Source organism: Natrinema ejinorense (assembly GCF_002494345.1).
Taxonomy (GTDB): domain Archaea; phylum Halobacteriota; class Halobacteria; order Halobacteriales; family Natrialbaceae; genus Natrinema; species Natrinema longum.
Map to the genome: position 1 here is coordinate 3,383,195 of NZ_NXNI01000001.1, position 19,115 is coordinate 3,402,309.

The 19,115-nt window shown below is 63.8% G+C and carries 18 protein-coding genes; 6 read left to right on the top strand and 12 right to left on the bottom strand.

Annotated elements, in window-relative coordinates; genetic code table 11:
• Nucleotides 1-41: 41 nt before the first annotated feature.
• Nucleotides 42-899 (top strand): phosphatase PAP2 family protein, encoded by an 858-nt coding sequence (locus CP557_RS16700; RefSeq protein ID WP_097380946.1) that lies wholly within the window; start codon nt 42-44, stop codon nt 897-899.
• A gap of 67 nt (nt 900-966) precedes the next feature.
• Here CP557_RS16700 and CP557_RS16705 read toward each other — a convergent pair whose 3' ends face one another.
• Nucleotides 967-3,423 (bottom strand): DEAD/DEAH box helicase, encoded by a 2,457-nt coding sequence (locus CP557_RS16705; protein ID WP_097380947.1) that lies wholly within the window; start codon nt 3,421-3,423, stop codon nt 967-969.
• A 272-nt stretch (nt 3,424-3,695) separates the two neighbouring features.
• Between CP557_RS16705 and CP557_RS16710 the strand changes: the two genes are divergently transcribed.
• Nucleotides 3,696-4,571 (top strand): hypothetical protein, encoded by an 876-nt coding sequence (locus tag CP557_RS16710; RefSeq protein WP_097380948.1) that lies wholly within the window; start codon nt 3,696-3,698, stop codon nt 4,569-4,571.
• Nucleotides 4,572-4,675: 104 nt separating this feature from the next.
• Complete coding sequence (locus tag CP557_RS16715; RefSeq protein ID WP_097380949.1) at nt 4,676-5,176, top strand: TspO/MBR family protein; 501 nt, start codon at nt 4,676-4,678, stop codon at nt 5,174-5,176.
• A 111-nt stretch (nt 5,177-5,287) separates the two neighbouring features.
• Here the strand turns inward: CP557_RS16715 and CP557_RS16720 are convergent, their stop codons facing one another.
• From CP557_RS16720 to CP557_RS16735, 4 genes are all read right to left on the bottom strand, one after another.
• Nucleotides 5,288-6,508 carry an MFS transporter gene (locus tag CP557_RS16720; RefSeq protein WP_097381689.1) on the bottom strand — a complete coding sequence of 407 codons (1,221 nt, stop codon included), beginning with the start codon at nt 6,506-6,508 and terminating at the stop codon, nt 5,288-5,290.
• Between the two features lie 126 nt (nt 6,509-6,634).
• Nucleotides 6,635-7,219: a diacylglycerol/polyprenol kinase family protein gene (locus CP557_RS16725; RefSeq protein ID WP_097380950.1), complete on the bottom strand. Its 585-nt coding sequence runs from the start codon at nt 7,217-7,219 to the stop codon at nt 6,635-6,637.
• A gap of 268 nt (nt 7,220-7,487) precedes the next feature.
• Entirely contained in the window at nt 7,488-9,266 is a 1,779-nt protein-coding gene (glyS, locus tag CP557_RS16730) for a glycine--tRNA ligase (RefSeq protein WP_097380951.1), read from the bottom strand.
• The gene (locus CP557_RS16735) at nt 9,259-10,113 is read right to left on the bottom strand and encodes a CBS domain-containing protein (RefSeq protein ID WP_097380952.1); all 855 of its coding nucleotides are present in this window, start codon (nt 10,111-10,113) and stop codon (nt 9,259-9,261) included. Before CP557_RS16735 ends, glyS begins: the two co-directional genes overlap by 8 nt.
• A 135-nt stretch (nt 10,114-10,248) precedes the next feature.
• Here CP557_RS16735 and CP557_RS22670 point away from each other — a divergent pair, with 135 nt between their 5' ends.
• Entirely contained in the window at nt 10,249-10,410 is a 162-nt protein-coding gene (locus CP557_RS22670) for a DUF7556 family protein (RefSeq protein ID WP_169924398.1), read from the top strand.
• Between the two features lie 18 nt (nt 10,411-10,428).
• Here the strand turns inward: CP557_RS22670 and merB are convergent, their stop codons facing one another.
• The gene (merB, locus tag CP557_RS16740) at nt 10,429-11,076 is read right to left on the bottom strand and encodes an organomercurial lyase (RefSeq protein ID WP_097380953.1); all 648 of its coding nucleotides are present in this window, start codon (nt 11,074-11,076) and stop codon (nt 10,429-10,431) included.
• Between the two features lie 76 nt (nt 11,077-11,152).
• Here merB and CP557_RS16745 point away from each other — a divergent pair, with 76 nt between their 5' ends.
• Both CP557_RS16745 and CP557_RS16750 read left to right on the top strand, forming a co-directional pair.
• Nucleotides 11,153-11,509 (top strand): winged helix-turn-helix transcriptional regulator, encoded by a 357-nt coding sequence (locus CP557_RS16745; protein ID WP_245853046.1) that lies wholly within the window; start codon nt 11,153-11,155, stop codon nt 11,507-11,509.
• Nucleotides 11,510-11,578: 69 nt separating this feature from the next.
• Entirely contained in the window at nt 11,579-12,112 is a 534-nt protein-coding gene (locus CP557_RS16750; protein ID WP_097380954.1) for a hypothetical protein, read from the top strand.
• 122 nt (nt 12,113-12,234) lie between these two features.
• On the opposite strand, the gene CP557_RS22675 is transcribed toward CP557_RS16750, so the two are convergent.
• The 6 genes from CP557_RS22675 to CP557_RS16775 form a co-directional block, all read right to left on the bottom strand.
• Nucleotides 12,235-12,393 (bottom strand): hypothetical protein, encoded by a 159-nt coding sequence (locus tag CP557_RS22675; protein WP_169924399.1) that lies wholly within the window; start codon nt 12,391-12,393, stop codon nt 12,235-12,237.
• Nucleotides 12,394-12,599: 206 nt separating this feature from the next.
• Complete coding sequence (locus tag CP557_RS16755; RefSeq protein ID WP_097381691.1) at nt 12,600-14,183, bottom strand: ABC transporter ATP-binding protein; 1,584 nt, start codon at nt 14,181-14,183, stop codon at nt 12,600-12,602.
• The gene (locus CP557_RS16760) at nt 14,176-15,333 is read right to left on the bottom strand and encodes an ABC transporter ATP-binding protein (protein ID WP_097380955.1); all 1,158 of its coding nucleotides are present in this window, start codon (nt 15,331-15,333) and stop codon (nt 14,176-14,178) included. Before CP557_RS16760 ends, CP557_RS16755 begins: the two co-directional genes overlap by 8 nt.
• 2 nt (nt 15,334-15,335) lie before the next feature.
• Nucleotides 15,336-16,310, bottom strand: coding sequence for an ABC transporter permease (locus tag CP557_RS16765; RefSeq protein WP_097380956.1), 975 nt, complete (start codon nt 16,308-16,310; stop codon nt 15,336-15,338).
• A gap of 28 nt (nt 16,311-16,338) precedes the next feature.
• Nucleotides 16,339-17,355 carry an ABC transporter permease gene (locus CP557_RS16770; protein WP_097380957.1) on the bottom strand — a complete coding sequence of 339 codons (1,017 nt, stop codon included), beginning with the start codon at nt 17,353-17,355 and terminating at the stop codon, nt 16,339-16,341.
• 123 nt (nt 17,356-17,478) lie between these two features.
• A complete protein-coding gene (locus CP557_RS16775; RefSeq protein WP_097380958.1) occupies nt 17,479-19,059 on the bottom strand; it encodes an ABC transporter substrate-binding protein in 1,581 nt (526 codons plus the stop codon).
• Between the last annotated feature and the right edge of the window lie 56 nt (nt 19,060-19,115).

Here is a 19,115-nt window from a genome sequence, read left to right on the forward strand (position 1 = left end):
TCGCCCACCAAACACCACTCGCATCCCTCGAGAACCCACCCATGGCACTTGGATTCGTCGTCTTGGTTACGGTGTTCGTCGTCTGTATCGCCCTCGTCGGGACCTGTACGGCCTGTCTCGACCGAGCTACCGTCGACCGGACGGCGGCCGAGTTCGATCACCGGCTGTTCGAAATCGCGCCATACCTCGGCATAACGGCACTGTTCTTCCTGGCAAAGCGGGCGACACACGGCCACAGCTTGCGAATCTCTCGGACGCTCGATTGGGATCTCACCGCGGCGATCTACGGTATCGAAGGCGAGTTCGTGGCGTCGCTCCAGGCGTTCGTCCCCCAGGCGACGCTGGAGTTTTTCTCGGTGATGTACATGTTCGGATTCCCATACCTGCTGGTGACTGCGCCGATCCTCTACTTCCTGTTGCCGTCCCAGCGTCACCTCAAGGAACTGCTCATCGCCTACCTCTTGAACTACCTGATCGGCACGCTTTGTTACACGCTGTTTATCGTGTATGGTCCGCGGAACCACCTCGCGTCCGTCGACGGACTGATGTACAGCTTCTACCCGCAGACGCAGGAAATGACGGCGGCGGTGTCGGCGAACACGAACGTGTTTCCGTCGCTCCATACGTCGCTGGCCGTCGTCGTCTTCCTGTTCGCCTGGCGATCGCGCAGTGACTACCCTCGATGGTTCCCGATCGCGTCGTTCGTCGCTGGCTGTGTCGTCTTCTCGACGATGTATCTCGGGATCCACTGGGCTATCGACGTCCTGGCGGGCATCGCCCTCGCCATCGTGAGCGTCCTCGGGGCTGACCGCCTCGTCGACCGTGCGGAGGGTGACAGCGATCGCGTTCCGGTTTCGGACGATCGCGAGACGGGTATCGCGTCCGAAACGAACGACTGAGCCGTGATCCCGTTCACCCGAAACCACCGCGGCCGACGACGACGCTCCCGACCGATCGCTCACCGGGTCAGCCCGTGTAGTCGCTCCCGATGACCTCCCGAATCCGCTCTGCCGTTACCGTCCCGACGCCGTCCGCTTCCTGTAACTCGTCTTCCGTCGCGATCATCACCGCCTCGACGGTGCCGAACTCCTCGAGCAGCGACCGGGCCGTGACGGGGCCGATTTCGGCGATCGAGGCGACGACGTACTCCTGCTGTTCGCTCAAGGTCTTGCTCCCTTTCTCGCCGTGGACCGAGACCTCGCGATCGGCGGTCTCCTGTTCCCGGCCGGCGATCACCGCCAGTAGTTCGGTCGTGTCGTCTTCGCCGTCCGTCCGCAGGACGCTCGCGCCGAAATCGACGGCCAGACTCGAGAGCGCTCCCCGGACCGCGTTCGGGTGGACGTCCCGCTGTTCGTACAGTCCCTCGCCCTCGACGACGACGATCGGCCGCGAGTAGTGGCGGGCCATCGCGCCGACCTGCTCGAAGACCGACCGGTCGCCCCCGACCAGCGAGTCGACGAAGTCCGCGACGGATTTCCGTTCGACGACGACCCGGTCCGAGAGGACGTAGTCGCCGACGTCGAGGGTCTCGAGGCTGACCTCGTACGCTTCGCGTCGCGAGAGTTCGCGGGCGATGTTCGCGTCCATCTCCCGCTGGTCGGCGACGACCGCAACGGTGTCGCCGTCGGCGTGTGGTTCGTGGGTCTCGACGTCCTCGATTTCGTCCGCCCCGTCTCGAATGTCCTGATTACTACCCGTTTCCGAGTTGCTTTCTTCGAATTCCTGCAGTCCCGGCCCCGCTGCAACCCCCTCGCTTCCGCTGGAGGAATCGCCGACGGCGTCGGTGTTTCCGTCGTTCCCGTCTACTTTCACTCCGCCCTCGCCTGCCCCCTCGAAATCGGTCAGTGACTGCTGGGAATCGTCGAGTTCCTCGGCGATTTCGGGGGCCAGTCCCTTCAATTCGCGGAGTTCGTTTTCCATCTCCTTCTCGCGGCGACGCGAGATCCAGAAGTAGGCCTCGTCGCGGGTGTCCTCCGCCATGAGGACGACGACCCGCCCCTCGGTCTGGCGTCCGGTCCGCCCCTTCCGCTGGATCGAGCGGATCGCCGTCGGGACGGGTTCGTAGAAGAGCACGAGGTCGACCTCCGGCACGTCGAGCCCTTCTTCGGCCACCGAGGTGGAAACGAGCACCTCGAACTCGCCCGCGCGGAACTCGTCTAAGACCGCCTGTTGCTGGTTCTGGGTCATCCCGTCGGACCCTTCTCGGTCGCCCTGTCCGACGAACCGCTTCGCGTCGAAGCTCTCCGAGAGGAAGTCCGTCAGCGCCTCCGCCGTGTCGCGGGATTCCGTGAAGACGATCACGCGTTCGCCGCCCTCGAGTCCCAGCGTCTCGGCGAGCAGCATGCGGGCTTTGCTGTATTTGGGGTGGATCTCGTCGAAGCTCTCGGCCTTCCGCATGGCCTCGCGCACGCGTGGATCCGAAACCATCCGCTGGCTCGCTTTCGACGCTCCCGACGAGCGGGCCTGATTGCGCTGGCGCTCGAAGTACCGCCGCAACGCCTCGACGCTCTGGGTCTCGACCAGCGTGACGGCCTGCCGGAGCTTCATCACCTCGGCGTGGATCGACATCCCCTCGAACCCCTCCGACTGGTCGTTGTTGATCAGCTCCTGGAGCTCGGCCCGCATCCTGTTGAGATCCTTCTGGGACTGGTCGGGCTGGGTCGAGCTCGCGACCCCCAGCTCTTTGAGCTTCTCGAGGCGCTCTTTGATGACCTCGTTCAGGGCGTCCCGGATCTCGAGGACCTCCTCGGGGAGGTCGATGCGCTCCCACTCGACGTCGGTGTCGTGGGTGAACTCCTCGACGTCGGCGTCCTCCTCGGTCATCACCTCGACCTCGTCGATCCCGAGGTTCTCACAGACCTCGAGGATGGCCTCCTCGTCGCCGCCGGGGGAGGCCGACATCCCGGTCACGAGCGGTTGTCGGGCGTCGGCGTGGTAGCGCTCGGCGATGTAGTTGTAGGCGTAGTCGCCGGTCGCGCGGTGACACTCGTCGAAGGTGAGATGGGTCACGTCGGCGAGCGAGATCCGACTCCCGACGAGGTCGTTCTCGATCACCTGCGGCGTCGCCATCACGACCGTCGCTTGCTCCCACATCGCGGCGCGGTCGTCCGGGCTCACGTCGCCCGTAAAGACGACGATCTCCTCGTCGGGGATCTGCAGCGCTTCGCGGTAGAAGTCCGCGTGCTGCTGGGCGAGGGGTTTCGTCGGCGCGAGCATCAGCGATTTGCCGCCGACCTCCTTGAGCCGACGGGCCGTCACGAGCAGGCTCACCGTCGTCTTCCCCAGCCCGGTCGGGAGACAGACGAGCGTGTGGTGGTTCGCGGCTGTCCCGGCGAGTTTCAGCTGGTAGAGTCGGCGCTCTAAGAAGTCGGGCTCGAGGAGCGGATGCTCGATAGACGCGACGTCCTCGTCCGTCGTAGCCATTACCGGCTGTTCACCGTCGCCGCGAATAAGGGTTCCCGTACCGCGGTGAAAGTAAACGAAGACGGCTCCGCCCTATGTCGATCTCGGATTGGCGGTCCGATTCCGTCGTCGACACGACCGATACGGGGCTCCAGATCGGTAGCTGTACTTGCCACCCCTGCTACCGCCGTTTGGTGCCCACCAACTGCCGATCCAGAGCGGCCGATCGCCGGTCGTCGTCCGCCAAAATCGGCTGGGGGTTCTTCCATCAGTTCAGCCTCGAATGAGACGCAATGCATCGCAGACACTATCTCGCTGCCGCTGGCCTCGTCGGTACCGCCGGTCTTGCAGGCTGCATCGACGAGAGCCCCCTCGCGAGCACTGGCGGTATCGCCGACGATGACGACGATGACGACGATGACGACGATGACGACGCGGCCGACGAACGGACTATCGAAGCGACGTCGGACGGTCCGGAAGCGACGGCTCGAGCGTTTCTCCGCGCCGTCGACGCCGGCGACGACGACGCGTTCGCCGACGCCATCCACAATTCGAGTAGCCTGCATCCGGACAACTTCGATGCGACGACGGACGGTGAGGGCACGGACCGACCGGCGCTCGATATCGAGTCGTTCGACACCGAACTCGACGACACCGGTCTCACCGTCGCGGACCTCCGTGCGATCCCGGGTGCCAAGCTGTTCGTCGAGGACGACCTCACGACGGTCGTCGAGGGCAGTGACACGGCGCTGGTTTCGGCGACGATGGAACCCGGCGACACGGCCGGCGAGGCGTTCGAAGACGAGGTGGAGATCGTGCTGGTCACCGAGGACGGGGAGTGGGCGATTCTCTGGTGGCTCCCTGCCCGGACCGACCCCGACGAGATCAGCGACGAACCGATCATCGACGAGGCGGGACGCGTCGTCGATACGGTCTCGTTCGATACGTCGGGTGCCAGACACCGCGCTCGAGTCGAGTTCGCGGACGCGCCGGATGTCGACGTGGTGACCGTCGAATCGACGGTTTTCGGTGCCTCCGCTACGATGGACGATCCGAGCGCGACCGACACCGCCACGATCACCCTCGATCCGAATGGGGACGAGCTGGTCGTGTCCGCCACCATCGACGGGACCACCGAGGTCGTCCATCGAGAGCCCCACAACGCGTAGCTCCTCCTCCGGCACGGCTCGTTCCCACCCGCCGCCGTCGGCCGGGTCCGTAGTCGAGCCCGCACGTGACCACATTATAACCCCGCCGGTGACGTAGGACGCGTATGGCGTTCCGATCGATCACCCACCGCCTCCCGAACGGCGGCTCGATCCTCACCGCGATCGGCTTCGTCCTGCTGGTCAACATCGTCGGCGCGGCTCCCAGCGTGTTCTCCTCGCCCGACACGCCGTGGTTCCGCGCCCTCGAGAAGCCGGGCTTTTACCCGCCTACGATCGCGTTCCCGATCGTCTGGACGCTGCTGTTTACCCTGCTCGGCATCGCGCTGTGGCTCGTCTGGCGCAGCGAGGCCGACGGCCGCCGCCTCGCGCTTGGGCTGTTCGCCGCCCAGATGCTGTTCAACGTCGCCTGGACGCCCGCCTTCTTCGCGCTCGAGGCCCCGCTCGTCGCGCTGGGGATCATCCTCGTCCTCTGGGGGCTCGTCGTCGGCACGATCCTCGCCTTCCGACGGGTCGACCGCCGCGCCGCGGCGTTGCTGGTCCCGTATCTCGTGTGGGTGACCTTTGCGGCCGTGCTCAATTTCGAACTCTGGCGGCTGAACGCGTGATACGGTTTGCTGTCCCGATGTCCCGGTGGGACCGGCAGGGCGGTCCCGGTCCCACCGGCACTGACGGACAGGAGACCGTCTGAGAGCCGTCGATCACACGTCGGCGCTCGATTACTGCTCGGACAGTTCGGGCAGCCACCACGTCAGGACGACCGCGACGGCGACGAACCCGGCCAGTACGAGATACGCCTCGTCGAAGTAGCCCCGATCCGCGAGCGCGCCGAACAACACCGGACTGAGCGCGCCGATCGTCATGTAGACGGTCCGCAGGAAGCCAAGCCCCGTCCCCTGCATGTCCGCCGGAAACGCCGCGGTCAGGTACGGCAGCGTGATCGTCCCGTAGCCGAGGATGCTCGAGAGGAAGACGGTACCGACGGCGATCGGCCAGAACCCCTCGAGGAAGGGGAGCGCGACCAGCGAGCAGACGACGACGCCCAGGACGGGCGGTAGCGACGTTCGGATGCCGAATCGGTCGTAGAGCCGGCCGGTCAACGGCTGGACGACGATCCCCATCGCGAAGAACGTGCTGAACAGGCCGGTGGCAACGCCCTGTGGAACGTCCTTGATCTCGATCAGATAGGTCGGATAGAACCCCGTAAACGCCTGCCAGACGCAGTAGGTCAGGATCTGGATCGCGGTCACGGTGACGATCTCGGGCCGGCGCAGCTCCGAGCCGACGTAGCGGACCGTCTCGAGGCCCACGCTGTCGACGGCGCTTTCCGCACTCGAGGTGCGTTCGGGGACGACGAGCCGGAGGCCGACCGCGACGACGGCGAACGCCGGGACGACGAGGCCGAAGCCGTACTGCCAGGCGAACGCCGACGCGATCCCGCCGGCCGCGAGCGGCAGGAGGGTGTTGCCGGCCTGGCCGGCGGCCATGGTCACGCCGATCGCGGTGCCGTCGTTGTCGGGATAGATGTCGGACAGCGTCGTGAACCGGGCGACGCCGTACAGCGCCGTCCCGAAGCCGAAGGCGGCGGTTGCGAGATACACCACCGGCGCGGAGTCGGCGATGGCGACGAGTCCGAGCGTTACCGCGGAGATCGCCGTACTCGCGACGAGGACGTTCCCCTCGCCGAACCGATCGGCGAGCAATCCACCGGGGAGTTGCCCCAGTGCATAGCAAAGCCAGAGCGCGGTCAACAGGAAGCCGGCCGTCGTCAGATCGAGCCCGTAGGCCCGCCGCAGATGGGGAAGGAGTACCGGGTACGCGAGTCGAACGCCGATCGAGAGGAACCAGCCGGCCGCGACGGCCACCAGAATCTCGCTGCGGCCGTCCGCCAGGACGGCCCGCACGGTCGCCAGCCGATCCCTCGTTTCCAGCAGTGACACGGTCGGATTCCTCACTTCGCCGGCGACGGCCTTGAGCAGCACAGAACGGTACGGGTTTGCCGATATCGGAACCGATCGGCGCGTCGCACGCGGTGTCGTCGCGAGCGTGACCCGCTCGAGTTCGGCTTACACCGGGCCGAACTCGAGGACGAGATACGCCAGACAGCCGGCGTAGATCGGGATCGTCAGGTTGTCGTCGATGATGTAGGTGCGGATCTCGAGGGTGACGCCGTCGGCGATCGTCGCTCCGAGGGCGGCGATCAGCGCGACCACGATCGGGAGGAACGGAATCGCGATCACCGTCGAGACGAGGAACATCGTCCCGAGCACTTTCGGCGGCTTGATCCGCTGGAGGGAGTCGTCCGAGACCGCACCGCTGATCGGGTCACCGAGTGCGAGCATCAACATCGCGGGGAGCGCGATCCGGGGCTCGAACGCGACCACGACGGCGGCCATACTGATCAGGTATAACGCGTACGCGGCGGGGTTGTCCTGCTCGTACTCCCGTGTGAGCACGTCGTAGAGTCGCCAGTCGAGTCCGACCCGGAGCCGAAGGAACTCGAGGACGAGCGCGCCGGCCGCGAGGACGACCATGAGGACCCGAAACCGAGGCCACGTCAACCCGAGTTCGAGATAGTCGGCGAGCAGATAGAGGGCGACCAGTCCCGAGCCACTGGCGTGGACGAGTCGCCGTTTTAGTTCGTCGGCCATCGTATCGTGACTTGAGAGAGATGACCTTCAGTCCGTCGGTTAGTTCTCTCGATCACTATATATTATCCAACGGAATGAACGAAAACGGGTGGTGATCATCCGATAGTGATCGTGGCCGTCCGGCCCTGGATCGATGGACGAGCGTGCTGACGGCGCGTCGTTCTGTCCCGCTGTTCGGTTCAAGCGGGATCCGATGACTCTCTCGCGATCCATCTCGGTGGCACCGAACGCGACTCTCTCCCGTCGCAATAGAGCCGCCCTCGCTCGCTTATTCCTCGAGGTCGTCGAACGCGAGGTCGCCGGCGCGAATCGCCGACAGCGTCTCGGGCAGGTCGTCGATCGCCAGTCGCTTCTGGTCGGTCGAGTCGCGTTCGCGGACCGTGACGCCGCCCTCGTCCTGCTCGATGCTCTCGTAATCGACCGTCACGCAAAACGGCGTGCCGACCTCGTCCTGGCGGCGGTAGCGGCGGCCGATGTTCCCCGACTCGTCGTAGGTGACCGACAGCCCCGCGTCGCGCAGGGCCGCGGCGATGGCCGTCGCTTCGGACTCGAGTTCGTCGTCGTTCTGTAAGGGGAAGACGCCGACGAAGGTCGGTGCGACCTCCGGATCGAGTTCGAGGAAGGTCCGTTCCTCGCCGTCGACCTCGTCCTCGTGGTAGGCGTGGTGGAGGACGGTGTAGACGGTCCGATCCACGCCGAAGGAGGGTTCGACGACGTGGGGCGTGACGTGTTCGCCGGCCTCCGTCTGCTCCTCGACCGCGAAGCCGGTTTTCTCGACCGGGATCTCGTGGCTCTCGCCCTCGAGGTCGATCGCGACGGCGTCCCCATCGAACGCGGAGCGGTCGCGGGCCGCGAGGGCCTCGAGCTTCTCGACCACTGCTTGCGCGTCGCCGCCGAACTCGGGGCCGAGGTAGCTCATCTCGGGGTCGACGGTGGCGCGCTCGACGGTCTTGGGTTCGTCGTACTGCTTGAAGACGGTAAATCGGTCGCCGGAGTGCTCGGCGTGTTTCGAGAGGTCGTAGTTCCCCCGATGGGCGAAGCCGGCCATCTCGATCCAGTTGCCGTCGATCTCGCTTTCGGCGTCCCAGCAGTCGCTGGCGTAGTGGGCCCGCTCGCCCGCGAGGTGCTGGCGGTAGCGGAACCGATCCATGTCGACGCCGACCGCCTCGTACCACGGCTTCGCGACGCCGAGGAAGTAGGCGACCCACGGGTCCGTGATAATGCCCTCCGCGACTGCCTCGCCGATCGTCGTCCGGAATTCGTCGCCGTCTTCGGCGTTCTGTTCGCTGGCCGGGTAGAGCGTGACTTCGACGTCTTCGACATCGGAGAGGTCAGGCTCGTCGGCCTCGGGGTCGATGAAGTACTCGAGTTCGGCCTGCGTGAACTCGCGGGTGCGGATGATCGACCGCCGGGGGCTGATCTCGTTGCGGTAGGCACGACCGATCTGGGTCACGCCGAAGGGGAGCTGATTGCGCGCGTACTCCTTGAGCCGCGGGAACTCGACGAAAATTCCCTGTGCCGTCTCGGGGCGCAGGTAGCCGGGGTCGGAGTCGCCGGGGCCGATGTTCGTCGCGAACATGAGGTTGAACGCGTCGACGGCCTGGCCCGCCAGCCCCGCACCACAGGAGGGACAGACGAGTTCGTACTCGGCGATGACGTCTTCGACCTCGGGAATGGGGAGGCTCTCGGCGTCCTCGTAGTCGGTGTTGTCCTCGACGACGTGGTCCGCACGGTGGCTCTCACCGCAGTCGGGACATTCGACGAGCATGTCGTCGAAGCCGTCCAGATGGCCCGAAGCCTCGAAGACTGGTTCGGGCATGATCGTCGGCGCGTCGATCTCCATGTTCCCCTCCGCGACCGCGAACCGGTCGCGCCAGGCGTCCTCGACGTTGCCCTTCAGCGCCGCGCCTTGGGGACCGAACGTGTAGAAGCCACCGACGCCGCCGTACGCCCCCGAGGACTGGAAGAAGTAGCCCCGTCGTTTGGCCAGTTCGACCAGTTTCTCGCTCGTCGATTCCGCCGCGCTCGCGTGTTCTTGCTCACTCATAGAGTGCCTCCAGGAGATCGACGTCGCGGACGATGCCGACGAGGTCTTCGCCCGCGACCAGCGGAATCTGTTCGATGTCGTTGGTGATCATCCGCTGTGCGGCTTCTTTGACCGACGTCTGGCCCGACACCGTCACGACGTCGTCGCTCATGAACTCCCGGACCGGTCCCGCGGGGATCTCGATGTCCCGCGTGGGGAGATAGCGACTGCCGACCGCCTTGATACCCTCCCAGGACCACTCGTCGTCCTGGTCGCCAAAGTTGTCCCCCGTCTCCTCTTCGCCCTCGACGATCCGGGCGACCTCGAGGATGTCGACCTCGGTAAGAACGCCGCTCATCCGGCCGTCGTCGTCGAGCGCGACGGTGTAGGGGACGTTCGCGTAGGAGAGTTCCCGTTCGGCGACGGGCAGCGGCGCACCCTCGTAGCTCGTGTTCACGCTTTCGCTCGCGTAGGTCTCGACGACGCCCTCGGTCTCCTGGTCGCCCGACGCGATCGCGTGGATAACGTCGGTGACGGTGACGATCCCCTCGAACTCGCCGTCGACCACGGGTACTCGTCGCGCACCGTCTTCGACCATCGTTCGCGCGACCTCCTCGAGCGCGGTCCCGGCGGTGGTCGTCGGGACGTCCTCCTCCATCAGCATGACGAGCTGGTCCTCGTCGGGCTGATCGATGAGCGTCTCTCGGGAGATCAGTCCCCGGTACTCGGGCCCGTTGTCGGTCTGTTTGACGACCGGAACGGACGAGAACGACTGTTCTTGCAGGTACTCGAGGACATCCGAGCGGGTCCCCGGCAGATCGGCGGTCACCACGTCTTCACGGGGCGTCATCGCGTCGGCTACGTTCATATCACCAGGGTACGGCGAAAATGAGTATAAACCCAGTGTTTCGCGGACCGGTATTCCGCCCGTCGGGGCGATCGGTCTCCTGCGTGGACAGTCCGATTCGATGAGTTTATATGTACGTGAGTGTCACTCACTCACATGGCGACGAAACCCCACGCCATGGCGTCCGACGAGACGATCGTTGGTTCAATCGACTCGACCGCCGCGAGCGACGAGTACGTCATCGCCGACATCTCCGCGGACGGTGCCTGGCTGTCCATGGAGGCCGATGACGCGCCGACGCTTCCGGCCTGGCGATAACTGGGGTGAGGATCGGGATCAGTTTTCGACGAGTCCGGTCGCGACGGTCGTTGCGGCCGACAGCGGCAGACCGACAGTCGCGGCCGACGTGCGGGCCGCCCACCGTTCGTAGGCGTCCCGCGTCGGAAATCCTGCGACCGCCGGACAGATCGACGTGTAGGCGTCCTCGAGCGTCGGTTTGCCGTCCGATTTCGATCGATCAGTGACGATACCGAACGAAACGACTGCCGTCGACGGCGTCGCGGTCACGTCGCCGTCACCCGTCGCTCGAGCGGTGATCTCCGTTCCACCCGGACTCGTGGTGTGGATCTCGACCGGTTGGGACGCGAGTTCGGCGAGCGCGACGGCGTCGTAGAAACACCGGAAATCGTAGCGGACTCCCTCCAGTTCGCCCCAGTGGGCCGTCTCTCCGTCGGCGTGACAGAGGTCGTCCACGTCGATCGGACCGCCGGTTTGCCGACGAAGCTCGCCGACCCAGTCCTCGAGCGTGGCGATCGACCCAGCGCCGAGGAACTGTTCCATCGCCGTCCGTACGTCCTCGGGGAAGGGCGTCTCCATGACGGGTGAATCGCCGATCCATCGGTCGACTGCCGGCTCGTCCTCGGCGTCCGATTCGGCGGGGCTGGTTTCGACGATACCGCAACAATCGCAGGTTTGGTTCGTCATACACCAATACTTCGGACCACGAAGTACTTGTACTGTCGAGTCCGAAGTATCGGAGTAACTGCGGTGACCCGAAGCGATGGCTGAACCTACCGACGACCGACCCGAACCGTCCGATTCGCCCTGCGATCTCGACTGCTACTGCCGGCTCGACGGGCTGATGGAACTGCTCAGCCGCCGGTACGCGATGCAACTGATCTGCGTCGTCGGCGCGATCGGCCCGGCCCGCTACGGCGAGATCGACGGAGCGTTCGAGGACGTGAGCAGTTCGACGCTCTCGAGTCGACTCGACGACCTCGTCGACGCCGGCTACCTCTCACGAACGCAGTACGCGGAGATCCCGCCCCGCGTCGAGTACGACCTCACCGACGACGGTGACGAACTCTGCCGTCGGCTACAGCCGCTCCTCGAGTGGGCCGCCGACCGAGAGCAGTAGTCCCGCCTCGAGACGGACGGTTCTCGTAGAACCCTGACCGTTTAGTGTGCCCCACCAGTCGGTGCGTCTATGGGACCCTCTCGATCGCGACGGAGCACGGGTGGGGACTCGAGGGACGGCCTCGGAACCGAACCCGACGGCTCCCGTCCCTCCGTCACCGACCACCTCGCAACGCTGGTTCCACCGGCGGTCGCGCGACGTGCGGTCGCCGTCTCGGTGGGGACCGACCGGGACGTCTACGAGCGCGACGACCCCGTCGAGATCACCGTCGAATTCAAGAATCGGCTCCCGATCCCCGTCGAACTGCCGACGCCCGGGCAGCGCCGCTGGGGCTGGACCGTCGACGGTGAACTCGAGGCCAGCGACGAGCGACGGTACACCCGGGAGCAGCCTGCGACGTTCGACTTCCGCGGTGGCGAGCGAAAGCGAGTGTCGGTGACGTGGAACGGCCGCCTCGAGCGGGTGCGACACGGAAACCGACGCGAATCCGTCCTCCCGGAACCCGGCGAGTACGAGATCAGGGCGTTCGTCGCCACGCAGGGAACCGATGGCAGCCCCGGCGATTCGACGACCATCACGCTGCGCTCGTCGATCGACTCGTGAGCGATGGGGACGCGTCTCTCGCGTCGCTGTCGACGGTGGATCGGATCGAGAAGCCGATTGTCGGGAGCGTCCGAATCGAGAAGAAAAACCGCAACCGCGAGTAGTGGTCACCGACTCGAGGCTTACCCGGTCAGGAAGCCACCCGGTGGAATGCGGGTTGCGGGGCGGCCGTCCTCGTTCGTTGCCTGATCGTCTCCGAGCGCGGGGGAGTGATCGATCGTTCGTCGTGCTTTTGCGATTCGCTGCGTGCTTGCCGTGACGGTGGCGAGTATTTTACTCATACACGAGTAACAAAGGACGCCACACGTATAAGTATTTCCGAGATGAAAGATCGTGTTACTTTGACGGCAGCGACATCGATATTCCAACTGAGCGAACGGTATTGTTGGGCTGTTTAGTGCACTAATACGGCCAATGAGTGGGCGGAGAAGATTCTGCCTAGAGGGTAACAACCAAATGTGCGAAATTAGGTATTATCGTCGCGCAGTCAACGATGGAGGTGACAGGCGGCGGCGTGTTTCCCGGAGCCGTACTCGGACTCGAGTTCGTAGGCCGGCCGCTCGCGCGCACAGATGCTTCGCTCGGCGAAGGCCTCGAGTAGCAACTCGGTCGCGGCCTCCCACCGCTGGGTTTTGTCGTCGCGGTCCTCGCCGGCTTCGCGATCGGCGGCGACGAGGTCGATCGCCTCCTCGACGATCGATCCCGGTTCGCCTCGCGGAAGGGTGTCGTCGAAGAACTCGGCCTCGATCCGGGCCGCCGGCATCGGTTCGAACGTTCGGCGTTTGACCGCCCGCATGAACGCCCGCGTCTGTGCCCACTTCCCCTCGGACCAGTCGTACGCGTCGGGTGCGATCAGGCGCGGACACCGCGTCCGGAACCGACAGCCCGAGGGCGGATCGACCGGACTCGGGACCTCGCCCTCGAGGACGCCCCGAGGACCGTTTTCCCGCGGGTCGGGGACGGGGATCGACTCGAGCAAGGCGCGCGTGTAGGGGTGCTGTGGGTTCTCGAACAGCTCCTCTTTTTCGGCCAGTTCGACGATGTGGCCGAGATACATCACCGCCACGCGATCGCTGATGTGGCGGATCACCGAGAGGTCGTGAGCGATGAAGAGGTAGGTGAGGCCGAACTCCTCCTGGAGCTTCTCCATCGTGTTCAACACCTGCGCCTGAATGGAGACGTCCAGCGCCGAGACGGGCTCGTCACAGACGACGAAGTCGGGGTCGACCGACAGCGCCCGCGCGAGGTTGATCCGCTGGCGCTGGCCGCCGGAGAAGGCGTGGGGGTGTCGGTTGTAGTGTTGCGGGTCGAGGCCGACCTTCTCGAGGAGGGTCTTCGCCCGCTCGCGCCGGAGTTCGTCTTTGGACGCCGAGACGGCGACGTCGACCGTCACGGTGCCGTCGTCGGTTTCGGTGGCGGTCGCCGTGAGCTGGGCCGGGGCGATCGCCTCGACGCCGTTGTCGTCGCGGTAGACCGACACCGGGACGCGAACGACGCCGTCGTCGTCCGCGTCGACCACGATATCCGCGTCGTCGGCGACCGTCGCCTCGATCGGGGCGGAGACCCCCTCGGCGTCGACCGTCGCCGTCGTCGTCACGTCCGGATTCGTGGCGGGCATGTCGTGGGCCCGCATCGGTTCCTCGATAATCTGTCCGACCTTCATCCGCGGATTGAGCGACGACTGTGGATCCTGGAAGATCATCTGCATGTCCGAGCGCGTCTTCCGGAGCGTCTCACCGCTCAGATCGGCCAGGTTCTCCCCTTTGAAGTAGATATCTCCCTCCGTCGGCTCGAGCAGGCGCAGGATCGTCCGGCCGAGTGTGCTCTTGCCACAACCGGACTCGCCGACGAGCCCGAGCGTCTCGCCGGGTTGGATCTCGAGGGAGATGTCGTCGACCGCCTTGACGGTCTCGCGCTCGACGCTGAACGGGGGGAACTCGTTCGAATCGAACTGTAGCCCCGCGAGGAACCCCGAATCCTGATTGAAGTACTTCCTGACTCCATCGAGTTCGAGCAGCGCTTCGTCGTCCTCGTAGACGCTCTCCTCGTCGAGTCGAATGCCGCTACTCATGGTGCTGACCTCCGCCATTTTCGCGGGCCGGATTCGCTGCGAGTTCCGACTCAGCTCTGGTGTCAGCCGCGGCGTCGGCGGCTCCCTCGAGCGGGGAACTCTTTTCGTAGCCGACGTCGAAGGTGTCGTGTTTCACGCAGGCTGCACGGTGGGGCTCGCCATTGCCGTCGGCGACGACCTTCGCCTCGGGGTGGACCCGTTTGCAGACCTCGCGCGCGTCGGGACAACGCGGATGGAACCGACAGCCCGATGGCGGATTGATCGCCTCGGGCATCACGCCTTCGATCGCCTCGAGCTCCGAGACCGTTCGATCGGGACGCGGGATCGAGTTCAGCAGGGCGTTCGTATAGGGATGTTTGGTGTCGTAAAACAATTCGTTGACGGGCGCTTGCTCGATGATCTCGCCGAGGTACATGACGTTCACGCGATCGCAGATCTCGGCGACGACGCCCAGATCGTGGGTGACCCAGATGAAACTCGTCCCGTACTTCTCCTGGAGGTCGTCGACGAGGTCGATGATCTGGCCTTCGACGGTGACGTCCAGCGCGGTCGTCGGCTCGTCGGCGATGATGAGGTTGGGTTCACAGGCCAGCGCCATCGCGATGAGGACACGCTGGCGCATCCCGCCGGAGAACTGGTGGGGATACTCCTCGTAGCGCTCTTCGGGGTCCGGAATGCCGACCTCTCGGAGCATGTCGATCGCCTCTGTTTTGGCTTCGTCTTCCGAGAGGTCGCGGTTGAGTTCGATGAACTCCCGGAGCTGTCCCCCGACGGTGAAGACCGGATTGAGCGACTCCATGGGATCCTGAAAGATCACCGCGATCTCGTTCCCGCGGATCCGGGTCCGGATTTCCTCGTTGGACAGCATGTCGTCGCGCTCGCGGAGTTCGCCGTCCGGCCCCTCCTCGAGGCCGAAGATGGTCTCGCCTTTGTAGATGATCTCGCCGCCGACGATCTCGCCGGGGCTCTCGACGAGCCGAAGCAGGCTCATCGAGGCGACCGATTTGCCAGCGCCGCTCTCGCCGACGAGGCCGACGATTTCGCCTTCGCGGACCTCGAAGGAGATGCCATCGACGGCGCGTACTGTACCTGATTCAGTGAAGAACTGCGTCTTGAGATCGCGAACTTCGAGTAGTGGATCAGCGCTCATTGTCAGTTATCAATCCGTGGGTCGAGGGCGTCTTGGAGGCCATCACCGAACAGGTTGAAACCGAGGACGGTGATCAGGATCGCGAGCCCGGGCCAGATGCTGTACGTCGGGGCGTTGATCATGTGATTTCGCGACCCGGAGAGCATCTGCCCCCACGATGGCGTCGGCGGCTGGGCACCGAATCCGAGGAACGAGAGGCCGGCGATGGTCAGAATCGCAAAGCCGATCTGTAACGTCGACTGGACCAGTACCGGCGTAAAGCTGTTCGGGATGACGTGTCTGAGGATGATGTTTCGGTCTTTGACGCCCGCGGCTTTCGCGGCCTCGACGTACTCTTCTTCGCGAATGCTTACGACGCGGGATCTAATCAAACGGTTGAACGTGGGGATCGATATGACACCAACGCCGACGATCGCGAACCAGATGTTGTTTCCAAGCGCGGCCATGATCGCGATCACCAGCACGAGGAACGGAATCGAATAGATCGTTTCCGTGACCCGCTGGAGCACGTCGTCGACCCAACCGCCATAGTATCCGGAGACGGCACCGATAATCGTCCCGCCAACGGTACCGATGGCGGTCGCGAAAAAGCCCGCGGTCATCGCGATTCGTGTGCCGTAGATGAGGCGAGTCAGTATGTCCCGACCGCGATCGTCGGTGCCGAGCGGATACTGGAGTTCGCCGCCCATGCCGACCGGGGGAAGCAACCGTAAATCGTTGATGTTATCGGGGTCTCTCACCGGATCGTGGAGGAACATCTTCGCGAACCCGTAGTCGAACACGACGGCATCGATGGTCGTGAAGACCGCCACGGCACTCATGAACCCGATGATGTACATGCCGATCCGAGCGGTCGTGTCGCGTTTGATCTGCCCGATCGTGTACGAGAGTCCGACGTTCGGCTCGGCTTCGTCACCCTCCCCGTCGATAGAGTCCTCGTCCGGGGAGGGTTCGTGTTCTTCCGATGTCACTGCCATTGGTTTTCACCTTCGGTAATTCGAACCATTATTTTTGATCACCGTATTTGACTCGCGGATCGATGTACGCGTACGAGATGTCGGTAATGATGACGCCGACGAGGTACGTGAGACCGAACACGAGCGTCGTTCCCATCACGACCGGGTAGTCCCGTTGTTGGACTCCTTGGATGATGAGCCGCCCCATCCCGTTGATTTCGAACACGGTCTCGATCAGCACCGACCCACCGAGAGCCGTGCTGATGCCGAGCCCGATAATCGTGATAACCGGAAGTTGGGCGGGCCTGAACGCGTGCTTGCGCATAATTGTGCGCTCTGAAACACCGTACGCCCGGGCGAGTTTGATATACTCGTTCTGTAACGTCTCGACCATCGTCGATCGTTCGATCCGCGTGATCTGTGCCATCTGCAACGTTCCAAGCGAGATCATCGGAAGGAGCAGATGATTAATCGAAATGACGATAATCTCGAGTTGGCTGTCAGCTCTTCGCGTTACCCGGCTACCCGTTCCCGGCTCGGTCCACGGCATGATGAGATTCCGTGACGGGAAGACGTCGAGGTGGAGGGCGAACACGATGATCAGCATGAGCCCGATCCAGAACGACGGTGTGGAGACGCCGATCAGCGAGACGACTCGTGCGACGTGATCGGTCGACTCGTTGCGCCGTTTGGCGGAGATGACCCCTAGGGGAACGGCGGTGACGATCGCGAACGCGAACGCCGACAGGGTCAACAGTAGCGTAATCGGAAGCCGATTCATCATGAGTTCGGCCACCGGCATTCCGGAGTTCACGTTGATGCTCTCGCCGAGGTCGCCCTGCGCGACGTTCACGAGGTAATTGAGGTATCGCTCGTGGAGCGGTTTATCGAGCCCGTACTTGGCCTGCACTGCGGCGATTTGGTCCGCGTTCGGCGACGGACCGAGCATGATTTCTACTGGGTCGCCGGGGATCGCATTAACGAGGAAGAATACGATCGTTATGATCCCGAGCAGTACCGGTATCGCCTGCAGTAATCGCCACGCTGTGTACCGAAGTAAACCCATGAGCGATCACCTGTTCGTGTAGTGACGTGCTACTCTTAGCATCATTCTTCACTTATATTTTTGATTCCGTTAGTTGAATACCACACCGTCAATAAATACGTTTCTTCTGACGTATCCTGCCGACTACTCGAGGCCGACGTTGGCGTAGTCCGCCAACAGCGGGATCGTCCCGGAATCAGGGTGTGACTGGAAGTTGGAAACGGAATTCGACACGCCGTAGCTGTTGTACAGGTTGTACGCGGGCAGGTGGACGCGGTCTTCGAGGATCGTGTTCGTCGCGTCGATATACATCTCGCGCCGACTCTCTTTGTCGGGATCTTCGCGTGCGTCGATGATCTGCTGGTCGACCTCGTCGTTGCGGTAGAACGTTCCGTTCGTGACGCCTTCCTGTTCCTGTGCGAATAGGTAGTAGGTGAACGCCTCGGGGTCGGGCGACCCGGACCACCCGAGCGTGTACATGTTGTAGTCGTCCTCGTTACCTGTATTGTACAGATCGAGGAAGGTCCCCCACTCGAGGCGCTCGAACGTGACGTTGTTGAAGCCGACCTCTTTGAGGCCGTTACTTACGGATTCACCGATCGCTTCACGCATATCGTCCGGGGGAACGATGATGTTCCACTCGTAGTCCATGCTGATGCCCGCGTCCTCGAATAGCTGCGTCGCCTGGTCGACGTCGCGGTTGTGTGGAATCGCTTCCCATTCGTCGGTCGAGAAGTCCCACGAATCGACGATCGACTGCGGGAACGGGCTGTACTGGCGAACGCCGGCCGGCTCGACGAAGCTCTCGACCGCGTCGTCCATCGAGAACGCGTAGTCGACGGCTTCGCGCACCTGTGGGTCGGCGGTCGGTCCTTCGTTACAGTTGAACGCGAGGTAGAAGTACCCGATGCCGAGGGTCGATTCGATCGACGCGCTGTCCATGCCTTTGACGTCCTCCCACAGCTGCGGTGGGATGGTCTCGATAATGTCGCTCTCGCCGGTCTCGAGTCCGGTCACTCGCGTGGACTGCTCCGTGACGAAGTCGAACTCGACTCGCTCGAGATCGGGGGTCTGTTCGCCCCAGTAGTCGTCCCAGCGCTCGAGCAGAACGTACTGTCCCTCCTCCCACTCGACCCACTGGAACGGGCCGCTGCCGACGGGGTTGTGCCCGAAGTCGTCGCCCCCTTCGCGTTCGGATTTCGACACGATATTCCAGATGAGCGTGGTATTGAACGCCGCGTAGGGGTACTTGAGATTGAACTCGACGGTCTTGTCGTCGACCGTCTCGATACTCTCGATCATGTTGAGTTCGCCGGCGTTCTCCGTTTCCTCGTCGACCGGTGCCTCGTACGAGTATTTCACGTCCTCCGCGGTGACGTCGTCGCCGTTCTGGAACGTCGCCCCGTCTTTGATCGTGACAGTCCAGGTCGTCCCGTCGTCGCTGATCTCCGGCTCGCCGTCCGCAAGCACCGGGACGAGGGAGCTGGTCGCGTCCTCGTTGTACGTGTACAGACCTTCGTAGATCTGATCGTTGATCTGCGTGCTCGGGACCCCGTTCGAGACGACGGGATCGAACCCATATCCCCACCCTTTCGACTGTGTAAAGAGGAGTACGGTCTCGTCACCGCTGCTTCCACCGATACACCCTGCGATCGCTGCCGCGGAGGCGGCGGCTCCCGAAGCGAGTAGTCGTCGTCTGGTAATATCTTTCGCGCTTCGTGGCATACCATGACAAATGCTTGAGGATATGTATTATAGCTTTTGGTATATACTGAATTATG

Bases quoted from the DNA above. Each gene is read 5' to 3' on its own strand.
- CP557_RS16700 (WP_097380946.1), top strand. From the start codon at position 42: ATGGCACTTGGATTCGTCGTCTTGGTTACGGTGTTCGTCGTCTGTATC.
- CP557_RS16705 (WP_097380947.1), bottom strand. From the start codon at position 3,423: ATGGCTACGACGGACGAGGACGTCGCGTCTATCGAGCATCCGCTCCTC.
- CP557_RS16710 (WP_097380948.1), top strand. From the start codon at position 3,696: ATGCATCGCAGACACTATCTCGCTGCCGCTGGCCTCGTCGGTACCGCC.
- CP557_RS16715 (WP_097380949.1), top strand. From the start codon at position 4,676: ATGGCGTTCCGATCGATCACCCACCGCCTCCCGAACGGCGGCTCGATC.
- CP557_RS16725 (WP_097380950.1), bottom strand. From the start codon at position 7,219: ATGGCCGACGAACTAAAACGGCGACTCGTCCACGCCAGTGGCTCGGGA.
- glyS (WP_097380951.1), bottom strand. From the start codon at position 9,266: ATGAGTGAGCAAGAACACGCGAGCGCGGCGGAATCGACGAGCGAGAAA.
- CP557_RS16735 (WP_097380952.1), bottom strand. From the start codon at position 10,113: ATGAACGTAGCCGACGCGATGACGCCCCGTGAAGACGTGGTGACCGCC.
- CP557_RS22670 (WP_169924398.1), top strand. From the start codon at position 10,249: ATGGCGACGAAACCCCACGCCATGGCGTCCGACGAGACGATCGTTGGT.
- merB (WP_097380953.1), bottom strand. From the start codon at position 11,076: ATGACGAACCAAACCTGCGATTGTTGCGGTATCGTCGAAACCAGCCCC.
- CP557_RS16745 (WP_245853046.1), top strand. From the start codon at position 11,153: ATGGCTGAACCTACCGACGACCGACCCGAACCGTCCGATTCGCCCTGC.
- CP557_RS16750 (WP_097380954.1), top strand. From the start codon at position 11,579: ATGGGACCCTCTCGATCGCGACGGAGCACGGGTGGGGACTCGAGGGAC.
- CP557_RS22675 (WP_169924399.1), bottom strand. From the start codon at position 12,393: ATGAGTAAAATACTCGCCACCGTCACGGCAAGCACGCAGCGAATCGCA.
- CP557_RS16755 (WP_097381691.1), bottom strand. From the start codon at position 14,183: ATGAGTAGCGGCATTCGACTCGACGAGGAGAGCGTCTACGAGGACGAC.
- CP557_RS16760 (WP_097380955.1), bottom strand. From the start codon at position 15,333: ATGAGCGCTGATCCACTACTCGAAGTTCGCGATCTCAAGACGCAGTTC.
- CP557_RS16765 (WP_097380956.1), bottom strand. From the start codon at position 16,310: ATGGCAGTGACATCGGAAGAACACGAACCCTCCCCGGACGAGGACTCT.
- CP557_RS16770 (WP_097380957.1), bottom strand. From the start codon at position 17,355: ATGGGTTTACTTCGGTACACAGCGTGGCGATTACTGCAGGCGATACCG.
- CP557_RS16775 (WP_097380958.1), bottom strand. From the start codon at position 19,059: ATGCCACGAAGCGCGAAAGATATTACCAGACGACGACTACTCGCTTCG.